The sequence below is a fragment of the Cupriavidus sp. NPDC089707 genome (assembly GCF_044748965.1).
In the GTDB taxonomy this organism is placed as follows: domain Bacteria; phylum Pseudomonadota; class Gammaproteobacteria; order Burkholderiales; family Burkholderiaceae; genus Cupriavidus.
In genome coordinates, this window is sequence record NZ_JBIVHB010000004.1 from 199689 (window position 1) to 214312 (window position 14624).

At 68.7% G+C, this 14624-nt stretch carries 13 protein-coding genes; 6 read left to right on the forward strand and 7 right to left on the reverse strand.

Features of this window, described 5'->3' with window-relative positions:
- Positions 1 to 80 precede the first annotated feature (80 nt).
- Positions 81 to 1364 carry a phospholipase A gene (locus ACIP1U_RS09495; protein ID WP_400314214.1) on the forward strand — a complete coding sequence of 428 codons (1284 nt, stop codon included), beginning with the start codon at positions 81 to 83 and terminating at the stop codon, positions 1362 to 1364.
- 27 nt (positions 1365 to 1391) lie between these two features.
- On the opposite strand, the gene ACIP1U_RS09500 is transcribed toward ACIP1U_RS09495, so the two are convergent.
- Together ACIP1U_RS09500 and grpE are read right to left on the reverse strand one after the other, a co-directional pair.
- Positions 1392 to 1829, reverse strand: coding sequence for a thioredoxin family protein (locus ACIP1U_RS09500; RefSeq protein ID WP_400314216.1), 438 nt, complete (start codon positions 1827 to 1829; stop codon positions 1392 to 1394).
- Between the two features lie 84 nt (positions 1830 to 1913).
- Positions 1914 to 2468 carry a nucleotide exchange factor GrpE gene (gene grpE, locus ACIP1U_RS09505; protein ID WP_400314217.1) on the reverse strand — a complete coding sequence of 185 codons (555 nt, stop codon included), beginning with the start codon at positions 2466 to 2468 and terminating at the stop codon, positions 1914 to 1916.
- On the opposite strand from grpE, the gene ACIP1U_RS09510 reads away from it, so the two are divergent.
- Positions 2467 to 2916, forward strand: a complete 450-nt coding sequence (locus ACIP1U_RS09510; protein WP_400314414.1) for a hypothetical protein — start codon at positions 2467 to 2469, stop codon at positions 2914 to 2916. The genes grpE and ACIP1U_RS09510 overlap by 2 nt on opposite strands.
- Before the next feature lie 86 nt (positions 2917 to 3002).
- On the opposite strand, the gene ACIP1U_RS09515 is transcribed toward ACIP1U_RS09510, so the two are convergent.
- The 3 genes from ACIP1U_RS09515 to hrcA form a co-directional block, all read right to left on the reverse strand.
- The gene (locus ACIP1U_RS09515) at positions 3003 to 3398 is read right to left on the reverse strand and encodes an RNA-binding S4 domain-containing protein (RefSeq protein ID WP_133097609.1); all 396 of its coding nucleotides are present in this window, start codon (positions 3396 to 3398) and stop codon (positions 3003 to 3005) included.
- On the reverse strand, positions 3395 to 4510 hold the full coding sequence (hemH, locus tag ACIP1U_RS09520) for a ferrochelatase (RefSeq protein ID WP_400314218.1): 1116 nt from the start codon (positions 4508 to 4510) through the stop codon (positions 3395 to 3397). The genes ACIP1U_RS09515 and hemH overlap by 4 nt, the downstream gene beginning before the upstream one ends.
- Positions 4511 to 4613: 103 nt before the next feature.
- On the reverse strand, positions 4614 to 5651 hold the full coding sequence (gene hrcA, locus ACIP1U_RS09525) for a heat-inducible transcriptional repressor HrcA (protein ID WP_400314220.1): 1038 nt from the start codon (positions 5649 to 5651) through the stop codon (positions 4614 to 4616).
- A 103-nt stretch (positions 5652 to 5754) separates the two neighbouring features.
- On the opposite strand from hrcA, the gene ACIP1U_RS09530 reads away from it, so the two are divergent.
- The 4 genes from ACIP1U_RS09530 (at position 5755) to mprA (ending at position 10831) form a co-directional block, all read left to right on the forward strand.
- Positions 5755 to 6672 carry an NAD kinase gene (locus ACIP1U_RS09530; RefSeq protein WP_400314222.1) on the forward strand — a complete coding sequence of 306 codons (918 nt, stop codon included), beginning with the start codon at positions 5755 to 5757 and terminating at the stop codon, positions 6670 to 6672.
- A gap of 88 nt (positions 6673 to 6760) precedes the next feature.
- The gene (gene recN / locus ACIP1U_RS09535) at positions 6761 to 8509 is read left to right on the forward strand and encodes a DNA repair protein RecN (protein ID WP_400314223.1); all 1749 of its coding nucleotides are present in this window, start codon (positions 6761 to 6763) and stop codon (positions 8507 to 8509) included.
- Positions 8510 to 8610: 101 nt separating this feature from the next.
- Positions 8611 to 9054: a hypothetical protein gene (locus ACIP1U_RS09540; protein ID WP_400314225.1), complete on the forward strand. Its 444-nt coding sequence runs from the start codon at positions 8611 to 8613 to the stop codon at positions 9052 to 9054.
- Positions 9055 to 9190: 136 nt separating this feature from the next.
- Complete coding sequence (mprA, locus tag ACIP1U_RS09545; protein WP_400314226.1) at positions 9191 to 10831, forward strand: MprA protease, GlyGly-CTERM protein-sorting domain-containing form; 1641 nt, start codon at positions 9191 to 9193, stop codon at positions 10829 to 10831.
- 24 nt (positions 10832 to 10855) lie between these two features.
- On the opposite strand, the gene rrtA is transcribed toward mprA, so the two are convergent.
- Positions 10856 to 11443, reverse strand: coding sequence for a rhombosortase (rrtA, locus tag ACIP1U_RS09550; RefSeq protein WP_400314408.1), 588 nt, complete (start codon positions 11441 to 11443; stop codon positions 10856 to 10858).
- Between the two features lie 64 nt (positions 11444 to 11507).
- Positions 11508 to 14549, reverse strand: a complete 3042-nt coding sequence (glnE, locus tag ACIP1U_RS09555; RefSeq protein ID WP_400314227.1) for a bifunctional [glutamate--ammonia ligase]-adenylyl-L-tyrosine phosphorylase/[glutamate--ammonia-ligase] adenylyltransferase — start codon at positions 14547 to 14549, stop codon at positions 11508 to 11510.
- Positions 14550 to 14624: the final 75 nt, after the last annotated feature.

Consider the following 14624-nt stretch of genomic DNA (forward strand, 5'->3'; position numbering starts at 1 on the left):
ACCGCGTGGTAGGCTTTGCGGGTTCCGAATTTCCCGATGCCGCGTGCGCCGCTCAAGCCGCGCCCGCGGTGCCCTGCATCATGTCCCGATTGACCCTGCCCCGCCGGCCGCTGCCTGCCAGCCGCGCCGTCGCCCCCCTCTGCCTGTTCCTGGCGCTGGCCTGGCCCCTGGCCGGCCACGCCGGCGTGGCGCTGCTGCAGCCGCCGCGCTTGATCGACGGCAACCAGCCGCTGACGCTGACACTGGTGGTCAGCGCCGACGGCGCGACACGCCGATACCGTATCCCCGATACGCTGGAAGTCACCGCGTCGAGCGAAATGCAGGCGCCGGTACGACTGGTACTGTGGCGCGAGGTATCCGGACCTGCCATGGTCAACCTGCGCCGCGGCGAGCACCGCGCCATCCGCTACACCGCGACCCTGCCGCCGCAGTTACGCGGCCAGGTTCGGCTCGATGCGACCGGCATTGACGCCGCGCCGGTGCTGGTCACGCTGAACCGGCTGCCCCAGCCGGGCGAGACGGCCACCGCCGCCCCGCCCGCGGTAGCCGCGACGCCGGGGCCTGCTGGCGAAGCCGCGGAGGCGGCCCCGGTTCCCATCACGTCTGTGACCAGCGCAAGCGCCACCGCGCCGGTGCCGGCGGACCTGCGCGACAGCGCGCGCCTGTCGTTCTACGACCCGATGTTCTTCACCGTCGGCGCGCACGACGGCGCCAACGCCAAGTTCCAGTTCAGCTTCAAGTACCGGATCTTCGAGGGCGAGGACCCGGCATCGAAAAGCCTGTTCGACAACCTCTACTTCGGCTTCACCCAGTTCTCGCTTTGGGACCTGTCGGAGCAGTCCAAGCCGTTCCACGACACCAACTACCGGCCGAGCCTGTTCTACTACCTGTCGGATACCGGCGTGCGCAACGGCGCCATCAGCCGGCTGTCGCTGGCGGCCGGCATGGAGCACGAGTCCAACGGCCGCAGCGGCGGCGAGTCGCGCAGCATCAATACCGTGTTCGTCAAGCCGACGTTCTACTTCGGCGACCAGAACGACTGGCACTGGCGGGTCGCGCCCAAGCTCTATGCCTATGTGGAAAAGGGCGACAATCCGGACATCGCCCACTACCGCGGCTATATGGACCTGGGCATTGCATACGGGCGTCCGGATTCGTGGGAGTTTTCCGCCACGCTGCGCAAGGGCACGCGCAAGTGGTATGGCAGCGTCGATGCGCAGGTCACCTATCCGTTGGCGCGGCTGCTGCCGGGTACCGCGGGTTACCTGATGGCGGGTTACTTTGTCGGCTACGGCGAAAGCCTGCTCGACTACAACCACAAGCTGCCCTGGCAGTTCCGCATCGGCTACGCGCTGTCGCGCTAAAGCCCTGATGCCCGTGGGCAAGCCGCCTTACCCCGCCAGCGGCTTGCCACCCGCCTTCAGCCGGGCATTGGCGACGGCGGCGGCAAACTGGCCATGGCCATGCCAGCCGGTGGCACGGCCCAGCTTCTTGCCGTCCTGGAAGAACATGAACACCGGGATGCCGTGCAGGCCGAAGCGCTTGCCCAGTGAGGGGTGCTCATAGACGTTGGCATGCAGCCAGTGCAGGCCCAGCGCCCGGATTGGTTCGGGCTTGGCGAGCATGGCTTTCTTTGCCATCTCGCAATTGAAGCAATCCACACCCCAGAAGAACACGCACACCAGCGCATCGCCGGACTGCGCAATCGCGGCGTCGATGCTGGCGTCGTCGACCTGGCGCATGCCGAAGGCCTCGAAGGCGCGGTGGTCAAGGTGCGGTGCCGCGGCCTGGTCCGCGGAGGGCACTCCGGCAGGCGATTCGCTTGACATGATTGGCTCCGGCAAAGGCATAAAAAGCAAAACGCCCGGGCCTGAACGGCACCGGGCGCAACGTCAGCCGCTAAGCAGTCCGGCTTACTTCGGTGCCGTCACCGTCACCAGCGCCGGGCGCAGCACGCGGTCGGCAATGGTATAGCCGCGCTGCAGCACGGTGACGACGGTGTTGGGCTCCTGGTCTGCCGGCACCATCGAAATGGCCTGGTGGCGGTGCGGGTCGAACTTCTCGCCGACCGGATTCAGTTCCACGATCTTGCCGCGCTCGAACGCGGCGGCCAGCTGGCGCGCGGTCAGTTCGACGCCTTCGCGCAGCTTGGCGATATCGCCGGAGCCATCCGCCAGCGCGGCCTGCAGGCTGTCCATCACCGGCAGCAGGTTGTCGGCGAAGTTCTCGATGGCGAATTTGTGGGCCTTGGCAACGTCTTCCTGCGCCCGGCGGCGGATGTTCTCGCCTTCCGCGACCGCGCGCATGTACAGGTCGTAGTGCTCACGCGCCTTGGCTTCCAGGGCGGCCAGCTGGGCCGCCACGTCCTCCACGACGGCAGCCTCCGGCGCGGCGGTCTCCTGCGCGGCGGCAGCGCTGGCTTCGTCGTTGGGCGTCGGGGTGGATGGCGTCTGCTTCTGTTCTTCCATGTCGATCCGTATCAATGCATTGGCGCGGCCGTCCGTGGGCACGGCCGCGGTGGGTCAATCGGCGTGTTTAGCGGGCAATTGGTGGCGCCACGCCGGATTTCAAGAGTGGCGCCAGCGAGACGCGGAAACAAGCGGTTACAAAGGCGTAGCTTATGCAGTTGACGCCTTATTGCTTTGCTGCACTGCACTCACTAAGATTCACATTAAGAAAAATGACAAAAATGCCGGGGGCTTGGAGATGGTTCATTTTTGTGCCTTTTCCGAAAGGTTGGCCATGCATAAGCTGCCAGTCGTGACGCTCTGCCTCGTGGCCGCCCTGGCGGTCATGACCGCCTTTATCTGCCTGTCCGGCGCCTTTACGCCGCGCGATACCGAGTATGGCAGTGGCAAGGCGGTGTTCAAGCACTACATCGTTCCTATCGTCAGCCAGGAAGTTTCGCAGGAATAGGCGCCCGCGCAACTTTCCCGGACACACGCCCGCACCGCGGCGGCCCCGGCATCCTGCCGGCGCCGCCGCGTGTCATTTCTGCCACGTCAGTGCCGGAAATCATCGATGCGGCGGCGGTCGCGCTTGGTCGGGCGCCCCTGCAACTGTGCGGCGGGCTCCGGCTGCAGGCGGCGGCGCTCGGCCTCGGCCTGCCGGCGTGCCTGGCTGTCGGCGCTCTCTTCATACAGCGTCTGCGCCACCGGCGCCGGGCCGCGCGCCGGGGCAATGCCCTTCACCTGCAGCTCCCAGCGCTGCTGGTGCGCTTCAAGTGCAACCTTGTCGCCAGGCCGCACTTCGCGAGAATTCTTGACCAGTTGACCGTTGACGGTCACCTTGCCCCGCTCCACAGCCTCGGCCGCAAGCGAGCGCGTCTTGAAGAAGCGCGCGCACCATAGCCATTTGTCGATGCGCTGGCGCGCATCCGCTTCGAAATCCACATTCATGCTGCGGCTCCCCGGGTCTGTGCGCGCGAGCGGCGCACTTCCAGTTCATGCGGGTGCGGCGTATTGAGCGGCCACCCCTGCAGATGCTGCAGGGCAATCTCCGCCATCGCCGCCACCCACGGCGCCGAGTCGTTCATGCAAGGAATAAAGTGGAAATCCTTGCCGCCCGCGACCTTGAATTCGGTCTGCCCTTCCATCGCGATTTCCTCAAGCGTCTCGATGCAGTCCGCCGGAAAGCCCGGACAGAACACGTCGACCCGGCCGGCGCCAACCTTGCCCAGCTCCGCCAGGGTCGGGGCCGTGTACGGCTGCAGCCACTCTGCCTTGCCAAAACGAGACTGAAACGTCACCTGGTACTGCCCCGGCTGCAAGCCCAGCGCATCGCCGAGCAGCCGGCCGGTCTTCAGGCACTCGCAGTGATACGGGTCGCCCAGCTCCAGCGTGCGCCGCGGCACGCCGTGGAACGACAGGATCAGCTTGTCGCCGTGCGCGAAGTCGGGCATGCCATGCCGTGACCAGTAGGCCCCGACCTGCTGGTGCAGCGCCGAGATATACGCCGGGTGGTCATGGAAATGTTTGACCAGCCGCAGCTCGGGCTGGTTGCGCCATTGGCCCAGCACGCGGAAGACCTCGTCGAACGCGGTGGCGGTAGTGGTGCCGGAGTACTGTGGGTACATAGGCAGCACCAGCACCTGTTCGCAGCCCTGGCGGCGCAGCGCTTCCATCACTGACGCGATCGACGGGTTGCCGTAGCGCATGGCGCACGCCACCGTCACCTCGTGGCCGTTCTGGCTCAGCAGCCGCTGCAGCGCATGCGCCTGGCGCTCGCTGTAGACCAGCAGCGGCGAGCCGGTCATATGCGCCTCGCGCAGCCAGATCGACTCGTACTTCAGCGCCGACGCACGCGAGCGCAGCGGCAGGATCACGCCATGCAGCAGCGGCAGCCAGGCGGCGCGCGGGATCTCGACCACGCGCGGGTCTGACAGGAATTCCTTCAGGTAGCGGCCTACCGCCTTGGGCGTGGGTGCATCGGGGGTGCCCAGGTTGACCAGCAGGATCGCCGTGCGCGGCGCCTGCCCGTGCTGGTAGACCGGTTCGGGTGAAAACGTCATGTCGCTTCCGGGTTGGCGCGCGGCCGGGAACGCGCCATGGCGGCGCGCCGGCGCAGGCGGCGCTCGGTAGGAATGGGGCAGCTTGTCAGACCGGCCAGCCGCGTCACTGGTTCTGGCTCAGCGCGCTGGACAGCAGCCGCGCGGTGATGTCTACGATCGGGATCACGCGCTCGTATGCCATGCGTGTCGGGCCGATCACGCCGAGGGTGCCGACGATCTGCCCGTCGACCTCGTATGGCGCGGTGATGACCGCCATGTCTTCCAGCGGCACCAGTTGGCTTTCGCCGCCGATGAAGATCTGCACGCCCTGCGCATGGCTGGAGACGTCGAGCAGCTGCAGCAGGCTGGTCTTGTGCTCGAACACGTCGAACAGCCGGCGCAGCTTGTCCATGCTGGAAGACAGGTCTTCCACTTCCAGCAGCTTGCGTTCGCCGCTGATATAGACGTGGTCGTCTTCCTCGTCGTCGGCCACGCTGCCGGCCTCGACCGCCGCCTGCATCAGCTGCGACATGTCGCGGCGCAGGTCCCGCAGCTCGACGCGCAGGTGGCTGCGCACGGCGTCGAAGCTCATGCCGCCGTAGTGCGAGTTGAAGTAGTTGGCCGCCTCGATCAGCTGGGCCGGGGTGTATGACAGCTCGGTCTGGATGATCCGGTTCTGCACGTCGCCCTCGGGACTGACGATGATCAGCAGGATGCGCTTGTCGGACAGGCGCATGAATTCGATCTGCCGAAACGCCTGCGCGCGCCGCGGCGTCATCACCACGCCGGCGAAGTGCGACAGGTTGGACAGCGTGCGCGCCGCCGCCGTGATCATGCGCTGCGGCCCAAGTTGCTGGGCGCCCAGCTGGCCCTGGATCTGGCCGGTCAGCTCGGCCAGGTCGGCGTTGCGCTCCAGCGGCTTGGCCGTCAGCATGGAATCGACGAACAGCCGGTACCCGCGCGGCGTCGGGATGCGGCCGGCCGATGTGTGCGGGCTGGCGATAAAGCCCATTTCCTCGAGATCGGACATCACATTGCGGATGGTCGCTGGCGACAGGTCCAGCCCCGAGAACTTCGACAGGGTGCGGGACCCGACCGGCTGGCCTTCGGCGATGTAGCGCTCGATCAGGGTCTTGAGCAGCGTTTTGGAGCGTTCATCCATGATGCCCCGATTTTACGCAAGTTTTAGACCTTCTGGCGCCCTGCCTGGGTTGCGGCGCCGGCACCTGCTGGCAACGGCAGCGGCGGTATGGTCTAATCCCGGCATGTCCGCCCCCCCGAGAGCCAGCGCCTTGCGCACTTCGTTCAACACCGTCGCCCTGGTGGGCCGCTACTCGACCGCCGGCATCGAAGGACCGCTGGAGGAGATCGCCTCTTATATCCTGCGCAACGGCCAGGACGTGGTGTTCGAGCGCGAAACCGCGCTGGCCACCGGGCTGACCGCCTACCCTGCCCTGTCGGCCGAGGAAATCGGCAAGCACGCGGACGTGGCGGTGGTGCTGGGCGGCGACGGCACGCTGCTGGGCCTTGCCCGCCAGCTGGCCGGCTACGACGTGCCGCTGATCGGGGTCAACCACGGGCGGCTCGGTTTCATGACCGACATCGCGCTGGAAGACGCGCACACGGTGCTGCCGGACATGCTCGACGGCCGCTACGAGGCCGAGAACCGGCTGCTGCTCGAGTCACGCGTGGTACGCGACGACAGCGTCATTTTTTCCGCGCTGGCGCTGAACGACGTGGTGGTGAACCGCTCGGGCATTTCCGGCATGGTCGAGCTGGCGGTGTCCGTTGATGGCTACTTTATGTACAACCAGCGTTCGGACGGCCTGATCGTATCGACCGCGACCGGATCGACTGCCTATGCGCTGTCCGCCGGCGGCCCGATCCTGCACCCGACGCTGTCGGGCGTGGTGCTGGTGCCGATCGCCCCGCATGCGCTGTCTAACCGGCCGATCGTGTTGCCGCATGATGCCGAGGTCACCATCGAGGTCGCCAGCGCGCGCGACGCCAGCGTCAATTTCGACATGCAGTCGCTGACCTCGCTGCTGCCCGGCGACCGTATCGTGGTGCGGCGCTCGGAGAAGAGCATCAACCTGCTGCACCCGGTGGGCTACAACTACTACGCCACGCTGCGCAAGAAGCTGCACTGGCACGAATACCCGTCCGAAGACAACCGCCTCTGATCCGCCCCCAGAGCCCGAGCTAGCCACCCCGATCCGACGCCAGCCCGACTTCCCGGACCGATCTCACTTTCCGCCACGATCCGCCACGATGCTGCGCAGCCTGTCCATCCGCGATTTCGTCATTGTCGACTCGCTCGACCTGGATTTCACTTCTGGCTTCACCGTCTTTACCGGCGAGACCGGCGCCGGCAAGTCGATCCTGATCGACGCCCTGGCCCTGGTGCTGGGTGAGCGAGCCGACGCCGGCATCGTGCGCGAAGGCGCCCCACGCGCCAGCATCAGCGCCACCTTCTCGACCCACCCTGCGCTCGACGCCTGGCTGACCGAGCGCGAGCTCAATACCGAAGACGAAGACGGCGCCGGCTCGGTGCTGCTGCGGCGTACGGTCGATGCCGGCGGCCGCAGCAAGGCCTTTATCAACGGCGCCGCGGCCACGCTGGCCCAGTTGCGCGAAGTGGGGGACCAGCTGGTCGATATCCACGGGCAGCACGCGCACCAGCTGCTGCTGCGCCCGGATGCGCAGCGCCTGCTGTTCGACGCCCACGCCGGGCTGACCCAGCAGGCCGGCGCGGTGGCCGAGGCCTGGCGCGCGTGGCGCGCCTGCGTGCGCCAGCGCGAGGCGGTCGAGCACCAGTCGCGCGAGATGCAGCTCGAGCGCGAGCGGCTGGAGTGGCAGGTCGGCGAGCTCGACAAGCTCAACCCGCAGCCAGGCGAATGGGAAGAGATCCAGGCCGAGTACAACCGCCTGTCGCATGCCGCCGGTCTGATCGACGGCAGCCGAGCGGCGCTGGACGCGCTGTCCGAGGCCGACGGCTCGGTGCTGTCGGCGCTGAACACGATCGTGCACCGGCTGCAGCAACTGGCCGACGTCGACCCGGCGCTTCGCGACGTGCTGGCCGCGCTCGAGCCCGCCCAGGTGCAGGCCGAGGAAGCCGCGCACTCGCTGACCCGCTACGTCGACCGGCTCGAGCTGGATCCCGAACGGCTGCAGGCCGTTGAAGAACGCATGCAGGCGCTGCACGCCACCGCGCGCAAGTACCGCCTGCCTCCCGAGCAACTGCCCGATGAACTGCTGGCGCGCCGCCAGCAGCTCGACGACCTGCAGGCCGCGCAGGACCTGAACAAGGTGATGGCGCGCGAAGCCGCTGCCAAGGCTGCCTACCTGACGCTGGCACAACACCTCGGCCATGCGCGCTCGCAAGCCGCGCAGGCACTGTCGGCCGCGGTCACCGACGCCATGCAGGGCCTGTCGATGGCGGGTGGCAGCTTCGTCGCCGCACTGAACCCGCTGGAAGAAGGCCAGAGCTACGGCCTGGAGCAGGTCGAGTTCCTGGTGGCCGGCCATGCCGGCGTCAGCGCGCGGCCGCTGGCGCGGGTCGCGTCCGGCGGCGAACTGGCGCGCATCAGCCTGGCGATCTCCGTGATCACCAGCGAAGCCTCGCCCACGCCGACACTGATCTTCGACGAAGTCGACACCGGCATCGGCGGCGCCGTCGCCGAAGTGGTCGGCCGGCGCCTGCAGGAACTGGGCCGCGCGCGCCAGGTGCTGTGCGTGACCCACTTGCCGCAGGTCGCCGCGCAGGCCGGCACGCACCTGCTCGTCAGCAAGGAAACCACCGATGGCGGTAATGGCTCGGTCACGCGCTCGCGTATCCGCGTGCTCGACCCGGCCGGGCGCGTGGTCGAGACCGCGCGCATGCTGGGCGGGGCCACGGTCACCGCGACCACGTTGCAGCATGCCGAGGAGATGCTGGCGCAAGGCGCCGAAGCCCAGGCTGGCGCCCCGGTGCGCGGCACGGCAAAGGAAAGCCGGCGCGGCCGCCGCGCCGCCGGCTGACGCCCCCACATCGCCGCCGCATCGCCGCCGCATCGCCGCCACATCGCCGCCACATCGCGCCCGCATCGGCCTACCGAACCAACTTTCACAGGAGTCCCACCATGACCCGCCACGCGCCGCCGGCAGGCCGCCGCCACCGCCCCTTGCGCGCCGTACTGGCCCTGGCCACCGCGGCCACGGCCGCCCTGCTGGCACTGTCCGGCTGCCAGGCGCACTCCGGGGCTTCCGCCCCGCCGCCGGGCAGCATCACCGACGACCGCGCGCTGGGCGACATCATGGTCAAGTTCAAGCCGCCCGCGGTCGACATGTCCGAGGATGCCGGCAAGCTGCTGGCCGAGATCAAGGGACCGATCCGCTATGTCATCAAGCGCCCCATGTCGGGCGGGGTCTGGCTGGTGACGGCGATCTCCAAATCGGCGGATGCCACCATCGACCAGGCGGTTGATACGCTGCGCGCCTCCCCGCGTATCGAGGCCGCCGAGCCGGACCGGCTGATCCAGCCGAACCGCACCATGCCGACCAGCCGGGATATGCCCAAGAGCTGAGCGTGCCTGCGGAATCCGTCCGGAAGTGGCGGGTTCTAAACCTTCGGTAGCCCTTGCGCAAATGGAGCGGATCGTATTCCCTACATAGGATTCCCTTGCGTGTCCGATGGCGCGCGGGGTGCCTCTGGAGGAATACATGCTGCATCCCGCGCAGTCCGTCTTCCGTCACTGCTTCGCGTTGCGCCGATTTCTGGCATCCCTGACCACCATCGCTGCTCTGTGCGCTGCGGCACCGACAACCGCCGCGCTGGCAGCAGGCCCCGCGCCCCGCTCACCCCCTTCGGCTTCGGCCCCGGCCTACACCGGCCAGATCATCGTGCGCTGGCGCGATGGCACCTCCAGCGTGACCGGCAAGGAGTCGGCCGCGTCAGCAACGAGTCCGCTGCAGCAACTGCGCGAGCGCACCGGCATCGCCGCCACGCTGCGCCGGCCCATGGGCGGCAACATGGACCTGCTGCAGGTGCCGGACGAACTGGCCACCGACCCGGAAGCCGCCGCCGCGCGCCTGCGCCAGGATCCGCGCGTCGCCGACGCCGTGCCGGACCGCTGGCTGCGGCTGCACGATACCCTGCCCAACGACCCGGAATTCCGCGCCAACCAGCCTTACCTGCTGGGCACCGGCACCGCGGTCGGCGGCGTCAATCTGCCGCGCGCCTGGGACCGCACGCGCGGCAGCAGCGGCATCGTGATCGCGGTGGTCGATACCGGCGTGCTGCAACACCCAGACCTGGCCGCCCGGCTGCTGCCGGGCTATGACTTCATCAGCAGCGAATCAATATCCAACGATGGTGACGGACGAGACAGTGATGCTAATGATGCCGGCGACTATGTGCCGGATGAAGCCACGTGTCCCAATCAGCCATTGCCTCCGCGAACGAATACCTGGCATGGCACCCGCGTGGCGAGTGTTCTGGGAGCACTGACCAACAACGCGCAGGACATCGCTGGCGTCGACTGGAACGCGCGCATCCTGCCTTTGCGAGTATCGGGCCGCTGCGGCGCGCAGCTGTCCGATACCATTGATGCCATGCGCTGGGCCGGCGGCATGCCGGTGCCAGGCGTGCCAAACAACTCTACGCCAGCGCGCGTGGTGAACATCAGCCTTGGTGGCGGCACCTGTAGCAAACCCGAACAGGACGCCGTCAACGACCTGATAGCGCGCGGTGTGATCGTGGTAGCAGCGGCCGGTAACAGAAACCCGGCAGTCGAGGCGCCCGCCGATTGCCAGGGCGTGATTGCTGTCACAGCACATGTCAATGACGGCGAGCACGCCGCCTATGCGAATGTCGGCTCCCAAGTGACAATCAGTGCGCCAGGCGGAGGCTGTGGAACTCCGCATGAACAGAGTGACAACTCCTGCTCAGTCACGCCCTCGTCAATGTACGCCTTGAGCAACGATGGAAAGACTGCGCCTGGCAACTATGTAGTAACAGCAAGCAATGCCGGCACCAGCTTCGCGGCGCCGATGGTGTCGGGCGTAGTGGCGATGATGTTTGCGCTGAACGGATCGCTGACGCCGGCGCAAGTGACCGCGGCGTTGAAGTCCTCGGCGCGGCCGCACCCTTCCGGCACCTATTGCGCCACCAACCCGGGCGTGTGCGGCGCGGGCTTGCTCGATGCCGACAATGCGCTGGCGGCGGCCGTGTCGGCGCCGCCAGCCGCGGCGGCACCGGCTCCGTCCAATGATGGCGGTGGCGGCGGTGCGGTGCCACACTGGCTGGCGCTGGCGCTGGCCTGCTCGGGCCTGCTTGCCTTCGCCCTGCGCCGGCGCGCCTGACGCAGCCGGCGCAGACGGTGTCGCTCAGCCGCCGTCGGCGCTGCGCAGCGGCCGCCGCGCCAGCCACCACTCCTGCACCACCCAGCACAGTAGCCCGGCCACCGCGCCGGCTGCGTGCGCGGCGCGCACCACGCCGAAGCCCCAGGACGGGTCAAACAGGACCGGCGCCAGCCACGATTGCTCCAGCCACACCTTGGCCAGCACGCCCAGGCACAGCAGCACGCCGAGCACGCGCGATAACCCGGGCGCGCGCAACAGGCTGAGCCCGCCCCACAGCGCCAGCCCGTGCAAGGCGCCGGACAAGCCGCCATACCAGCCGACCGATGGCACGCGCAGCAGCGCGATCTGCACGGCAAGGCCGCAGGCCACCAGCACCAGCAGCATGGCGCGCGCCCGCGCCGCGCGCCCGGCCAGCGCCAGCAGGCCCGCGGCCGCAAGTGCGTTGGCCAGCCAGTGCATCGCGTCAAGGTGCACCCACATGGCGGTGGCCAGCCGCCACCACTGGCCATCGAGCCGCACCGCATCGCGCAGGTAGAGCCCGTGCGCGTGCCACCACGGCAGGAACGTGAAGCCGGCCGACAGCGCCCAGACCAGCGCAATCGCCGCCAGCAGTCCCGGCCATGAGGCACCGGCGGGCCGGCTCGGAACCGCCGCGGCCGGCGTGGCTGTCGTGGCCTCAGTCGTCACCGAACACGGCCTGCCACAGCGTGCGCACCTGCGCCGTCTGCGTGGCGACAGATTCCGACGCCACGCGCGCGTGCGCCTGGCCGTCGAGCCGCAACTGGTGCTGGCGCGCGCGGAACAACCGGTAGGCGTCGCCCACCGCCGCGGCCAGCGCGGCATCGATCAGCCCGAGTTCGCCGGCTTCGCGCAGCAGCGCGATATTGCCCGCGTTGCGCGTCAGTTGCGGATGCGCGCGGCTGTGCAGCAGCACCAGGTACTGCACCGTGAACTCGATGTCGACCATGCCGCCGCGGTCGTGCTTGAGGTCGAACAGGCTGGTGGGATTGGGATGGCCCTCAGCCACCTTGCGGCGCATCTGCGCGATCTCGCCGCGCAGTACCGCGGCATCGCGCTCCTGGCGCAGCACCTCGTCGCGCAGCGCCTCGAAGCGATCGCCGATGGCCGCATCGCCGGCACAAAAGCGCGCGCGCGTGAGCGCCTGGTGTTCCCACACCCATGCGGTGTTGTCGCCCTCGCGCAGCTGGTAGCGGCGGAAGGCGTCGAAGCTGGTGACCAGCAGGCCGGCGGCGCCGTTGGGGCGCAGCCGCGTATCGACGTCGAACAGCGCACCGGCCGCGGTATGGCTGGTAAGCCAGGTGATCAGCCGGCGCGCGAAGGCGGCGTAGACATCGGGCGCGCGCTCGTGCTCGTCGTCATACAGGAAGATGATATCGAGGTCCGAGGCATAGCCCAGCTCCTTGCCGCCGAGCCGGCCGTAGGCGATCACCGCGAAACGCGGCGTGTCGCGATGACGTGTGGCGAGCTGGCGCCACACCGTCTCCAGCGTGGCATCGAGCATGGCGTCGGCCAGGTCCGACAGGCGGTCGGCCACCTGCTCCACCGTCAGCATGCCGTGCAGGTCCTGCAGCAGTACGCGGAAGGTCTCGGCATGGTGCTCGCGGCGCAGGATGTCCATCTGGTGCTCGACCTGCCCTTCGGCGGCGAGCAGCCGCTCGTGCAGGCGCTTGCGGAACGCGGCCCAGTCGGGCGCCCCGGCCAGCGCATCGCTGTCGAGGAGTTCGTCGAGCAGCTGCGGGTGGCGCGTCAGGTAGGCCGCGGCCCAGCGCGAGGCGTGCAGCGTCTGCGCGACGCGGTCCATCGCCTGCGGGTACTCCGACAGCAGCGACAGGTAGGAGGCGCGCCGGCTGATGGCCTCGAGGAAGTCGATAAAGCGCGCGATGGTGCTGTCGGCGTCGTCCTGGCGCGCGGCCAGGTCGAGCGCGCGGTTCACCAGCTGGTCGAAGCGGGCACGGCTGGACTCGGACAGCGCACGGTAGCGCAGCGACGACGCGATCGCGCGCAGCCGGTCAAGCAGGCCGGTGCAGTCGGTGAAGCCGGCCGCCTGCAGGCGCCGGCACGGCGTGGCATCGTCGTCGCACCCACCCGGCCCGCCCTGCCCGCCCTGTGCCTGCGCGGCGCCGTCCGGCTGTGGGTTGTCCTGTGCGCGCGCGGCGTTGTCGTCGAGCACGATGTCGGGCCACAGCGCTTCGCACGGCGCGGCGTCAGGATCGGAGAAGGTTGCCTCGAACTGCTGCGCCACCGGCTCCTGCAGCACCGCCAGCCGCGCCAGCAGTTCGTTCCAGTTGGCACAGCCCATCATCCGCGCCACCGCAAGCTGCTCATCTTCCGAGGTCGGCAGGTGATGGGTCTGGGCGTCGTCGCGATACTGCAGGCGGTGCTCCAGCTGGCGCAGGAAGCGGTAGGCGTCGCCCAGCTGTCCGGCCTGGCCGGGAGGCAGCAGGCCGCGCTCGACGGCCACGCCGAGCACTTCGAGCGTCGGCCGCACGCGCAGCGCGGGATCCTGGCCGCCGCGGATCAGCTGGAACACCTGCGCCATGAATTCGATCTCGCGGATACCGCCGCGGCCGAGCTTGATATTGAAAGAGCGCTGGCCGCCGATACTCATGCCGTGTCCCGCCAGCCCGCCGCTGCGCTTGGCGGCCTCGCTGCGGATCTGCGCATGCAGCGAGCGGATCGCCGCGATCACGCCGTAGTCCAGGTAGCGGCGGAACACGAACGGCGTGGTCAGCCGCGCCAGCAGGCCGGCGGTACGCTGCGCGTGCGGCGTGTCGAGCGCCGACACCACGCGGCCCTTGATCCAGGCGTAGCGCTCCCACTCGCGCCCCTGCACCACCAGGTATTCCTCCAGCATGCCAAGGCTGCACGCCAGCGGACCGGCGTCGCCATTGGGCCGCAGCCGCATGTCGACGCGGAACACGTAGCCGTCGGCGGTCACTTCGGCGAGCAGGTTGATCAGGCGGCGCCCGAGGCGGATGAAATACTCATGGTTGGACAGGCTGCGCGTGCCGCCCTGCGTGTCGCCGTCTTCGTCATACAGGAAGATCAGGTCGATGTCGGACGAGACATTCAGCTCGCGCCCGCCGAGCTTGCCCATGCCGACCACCACCAGCTCCTGCACTTCCCCGCTTTGCTCCCCGACCGGGCGGCCGAAGGTGGCGGCCAGATCAGCGCCGAGCACCGCCAGGCCATGCTGGATCGCCAGCTCGGCCAGGTCGGTCATGGCGCCGGTGATTTCGCCCAGCGCGGCCAGGCCGCGCAGGTCGCGCTCGATCACTGCGCACATGACTTCAGCGCGCAGCCGGCGCAAGGTGCGCTTGGTGGCTTCCTCGGCATCGGCCGAGGGTTCGTGCAGCGCCTGCAGCCGCGCCTCCATCCACGCGCGCGAAAGCGGCTGTCCGGCCGCCGCCGCGATCACCGCGGGCAGTTCGGGGCGCGCCTGCAGCACCCGCCGCGCGTAGTGCGAATACGCTGCCGAGTACAATACGTGGCCGCCGCAATCGGCCGCCTGCAGTCCCTGCGGCAATGCCTGCGCCGCAGTGACGGCAAAGGCGCCGGTAGCCATGGTCCCGGGGCCCTCGCCGGGGACAAGCCCCGCCGTCGGGCCCGCCAGATCAGCCGGTGCCGGTGTGGCGCCCGCGCCATGTTGGTCGGAGGGGTCGCCAGCGGTGGAACTCGTCGGGTCAGAGGCAGTCATTCCAGTAACTTGAAATGCGAGACAAGGTGCGGCCGGTACCGGCGGCCAGCTCGGGCGTGCCCGGGCCATGCTGCC

What these genes read in the sequence shown, in the direction of transcription:
- ACIP1U_RS09495 (WP_400314214.1), top strand. Translation starts at nt 81, where the DNA reads ATGTCCCGATTGACCCTGCCCCGCCGGCCGCTGCCTGCCAGCCGCGCC.
- ACIP1U_RS09500 (WP_400314216.1), bottom strand. Translation starts at nt 1,829, where the DNA reads ATGTCAAGCGAATCGCCTGCCGGAGTGCCCTCCGCGGACCAGGCCGCG.
- ACIP1U_RS09510 (WP_400314414.1), top strand. Translation starts at nt 2,467, where the DNA reads ATGTCGATCCGTATCAATGCATTGGCGCGGCCGTCCGTGGGCACGGCC.
- grpE (WP_400314217.1), bottom strand. Translation starts at nt 2,468, where the DNA reads ATGGAAGAACAGAAGCAGACGCCATCCACCCCGACGCCCAACGACGAA.
- ACIP1U_RS09515 (WP_133097609.1), bottom strand. Translation starts at nt 3,398, where the DNA reads ATGAATGTGGATTTCGAAGCGGATGCGCGCCAGCGCATCGACAAATGG.
- hemH (WP_400314218.1), bottom strand. Translation starts at nt 4,510, where the DNA reads ATGACGTTTTCACCCGAACCGGTCTACCAGCACGGGCAGGCGCCGCGC.
- hrcA (WP_400314220.1), bottom strand. Translation starts at nt 5,651, where the DNA reads ATGGATGAACGCTCCAAAACGCTGCTCAAGACCCTGATCGAGCGCTAC.
- ACIP1U_RS09530 (WP_400314222.1), top strand. Translation starts at nt 5,755, where the DNA reads ATGTCCGCCCCCCCGAGAGCCAGCGCCTTGCGCACTTCGTTCAACACC.
- recN (WP_400314223.1), top strand. Translation starts at nt 6,761, where the DNA reads ATGCTGCGCAGCCTGTCCATCCGCGATTTCGTCATTGTCGACTCGCTC.
- ACIP1U_RS09540 (WP_400314225.1), top strand. Translation starts at nt 8,611, where the DNA reads ATGACCCGCCACGCGCCGCCGGCAGGCCGCCGCCACCGCCCCTTGCGC.
- mprA (WP_400314226.1), top strand. Translation starts at nt 9,191, where the DNA reads ATGCTGCATCCCGCGCAGTCCGTCTTCCGTCACTGCTTCGCGTTGCGC.
- glnE (WP_400314227.1), bottom strand. Translation starts at nt 14,549, where the DNA reads ATGACTGCCTCTGACCCGACGAGTTCCACCGCTGGCGACCCCTCCGAC.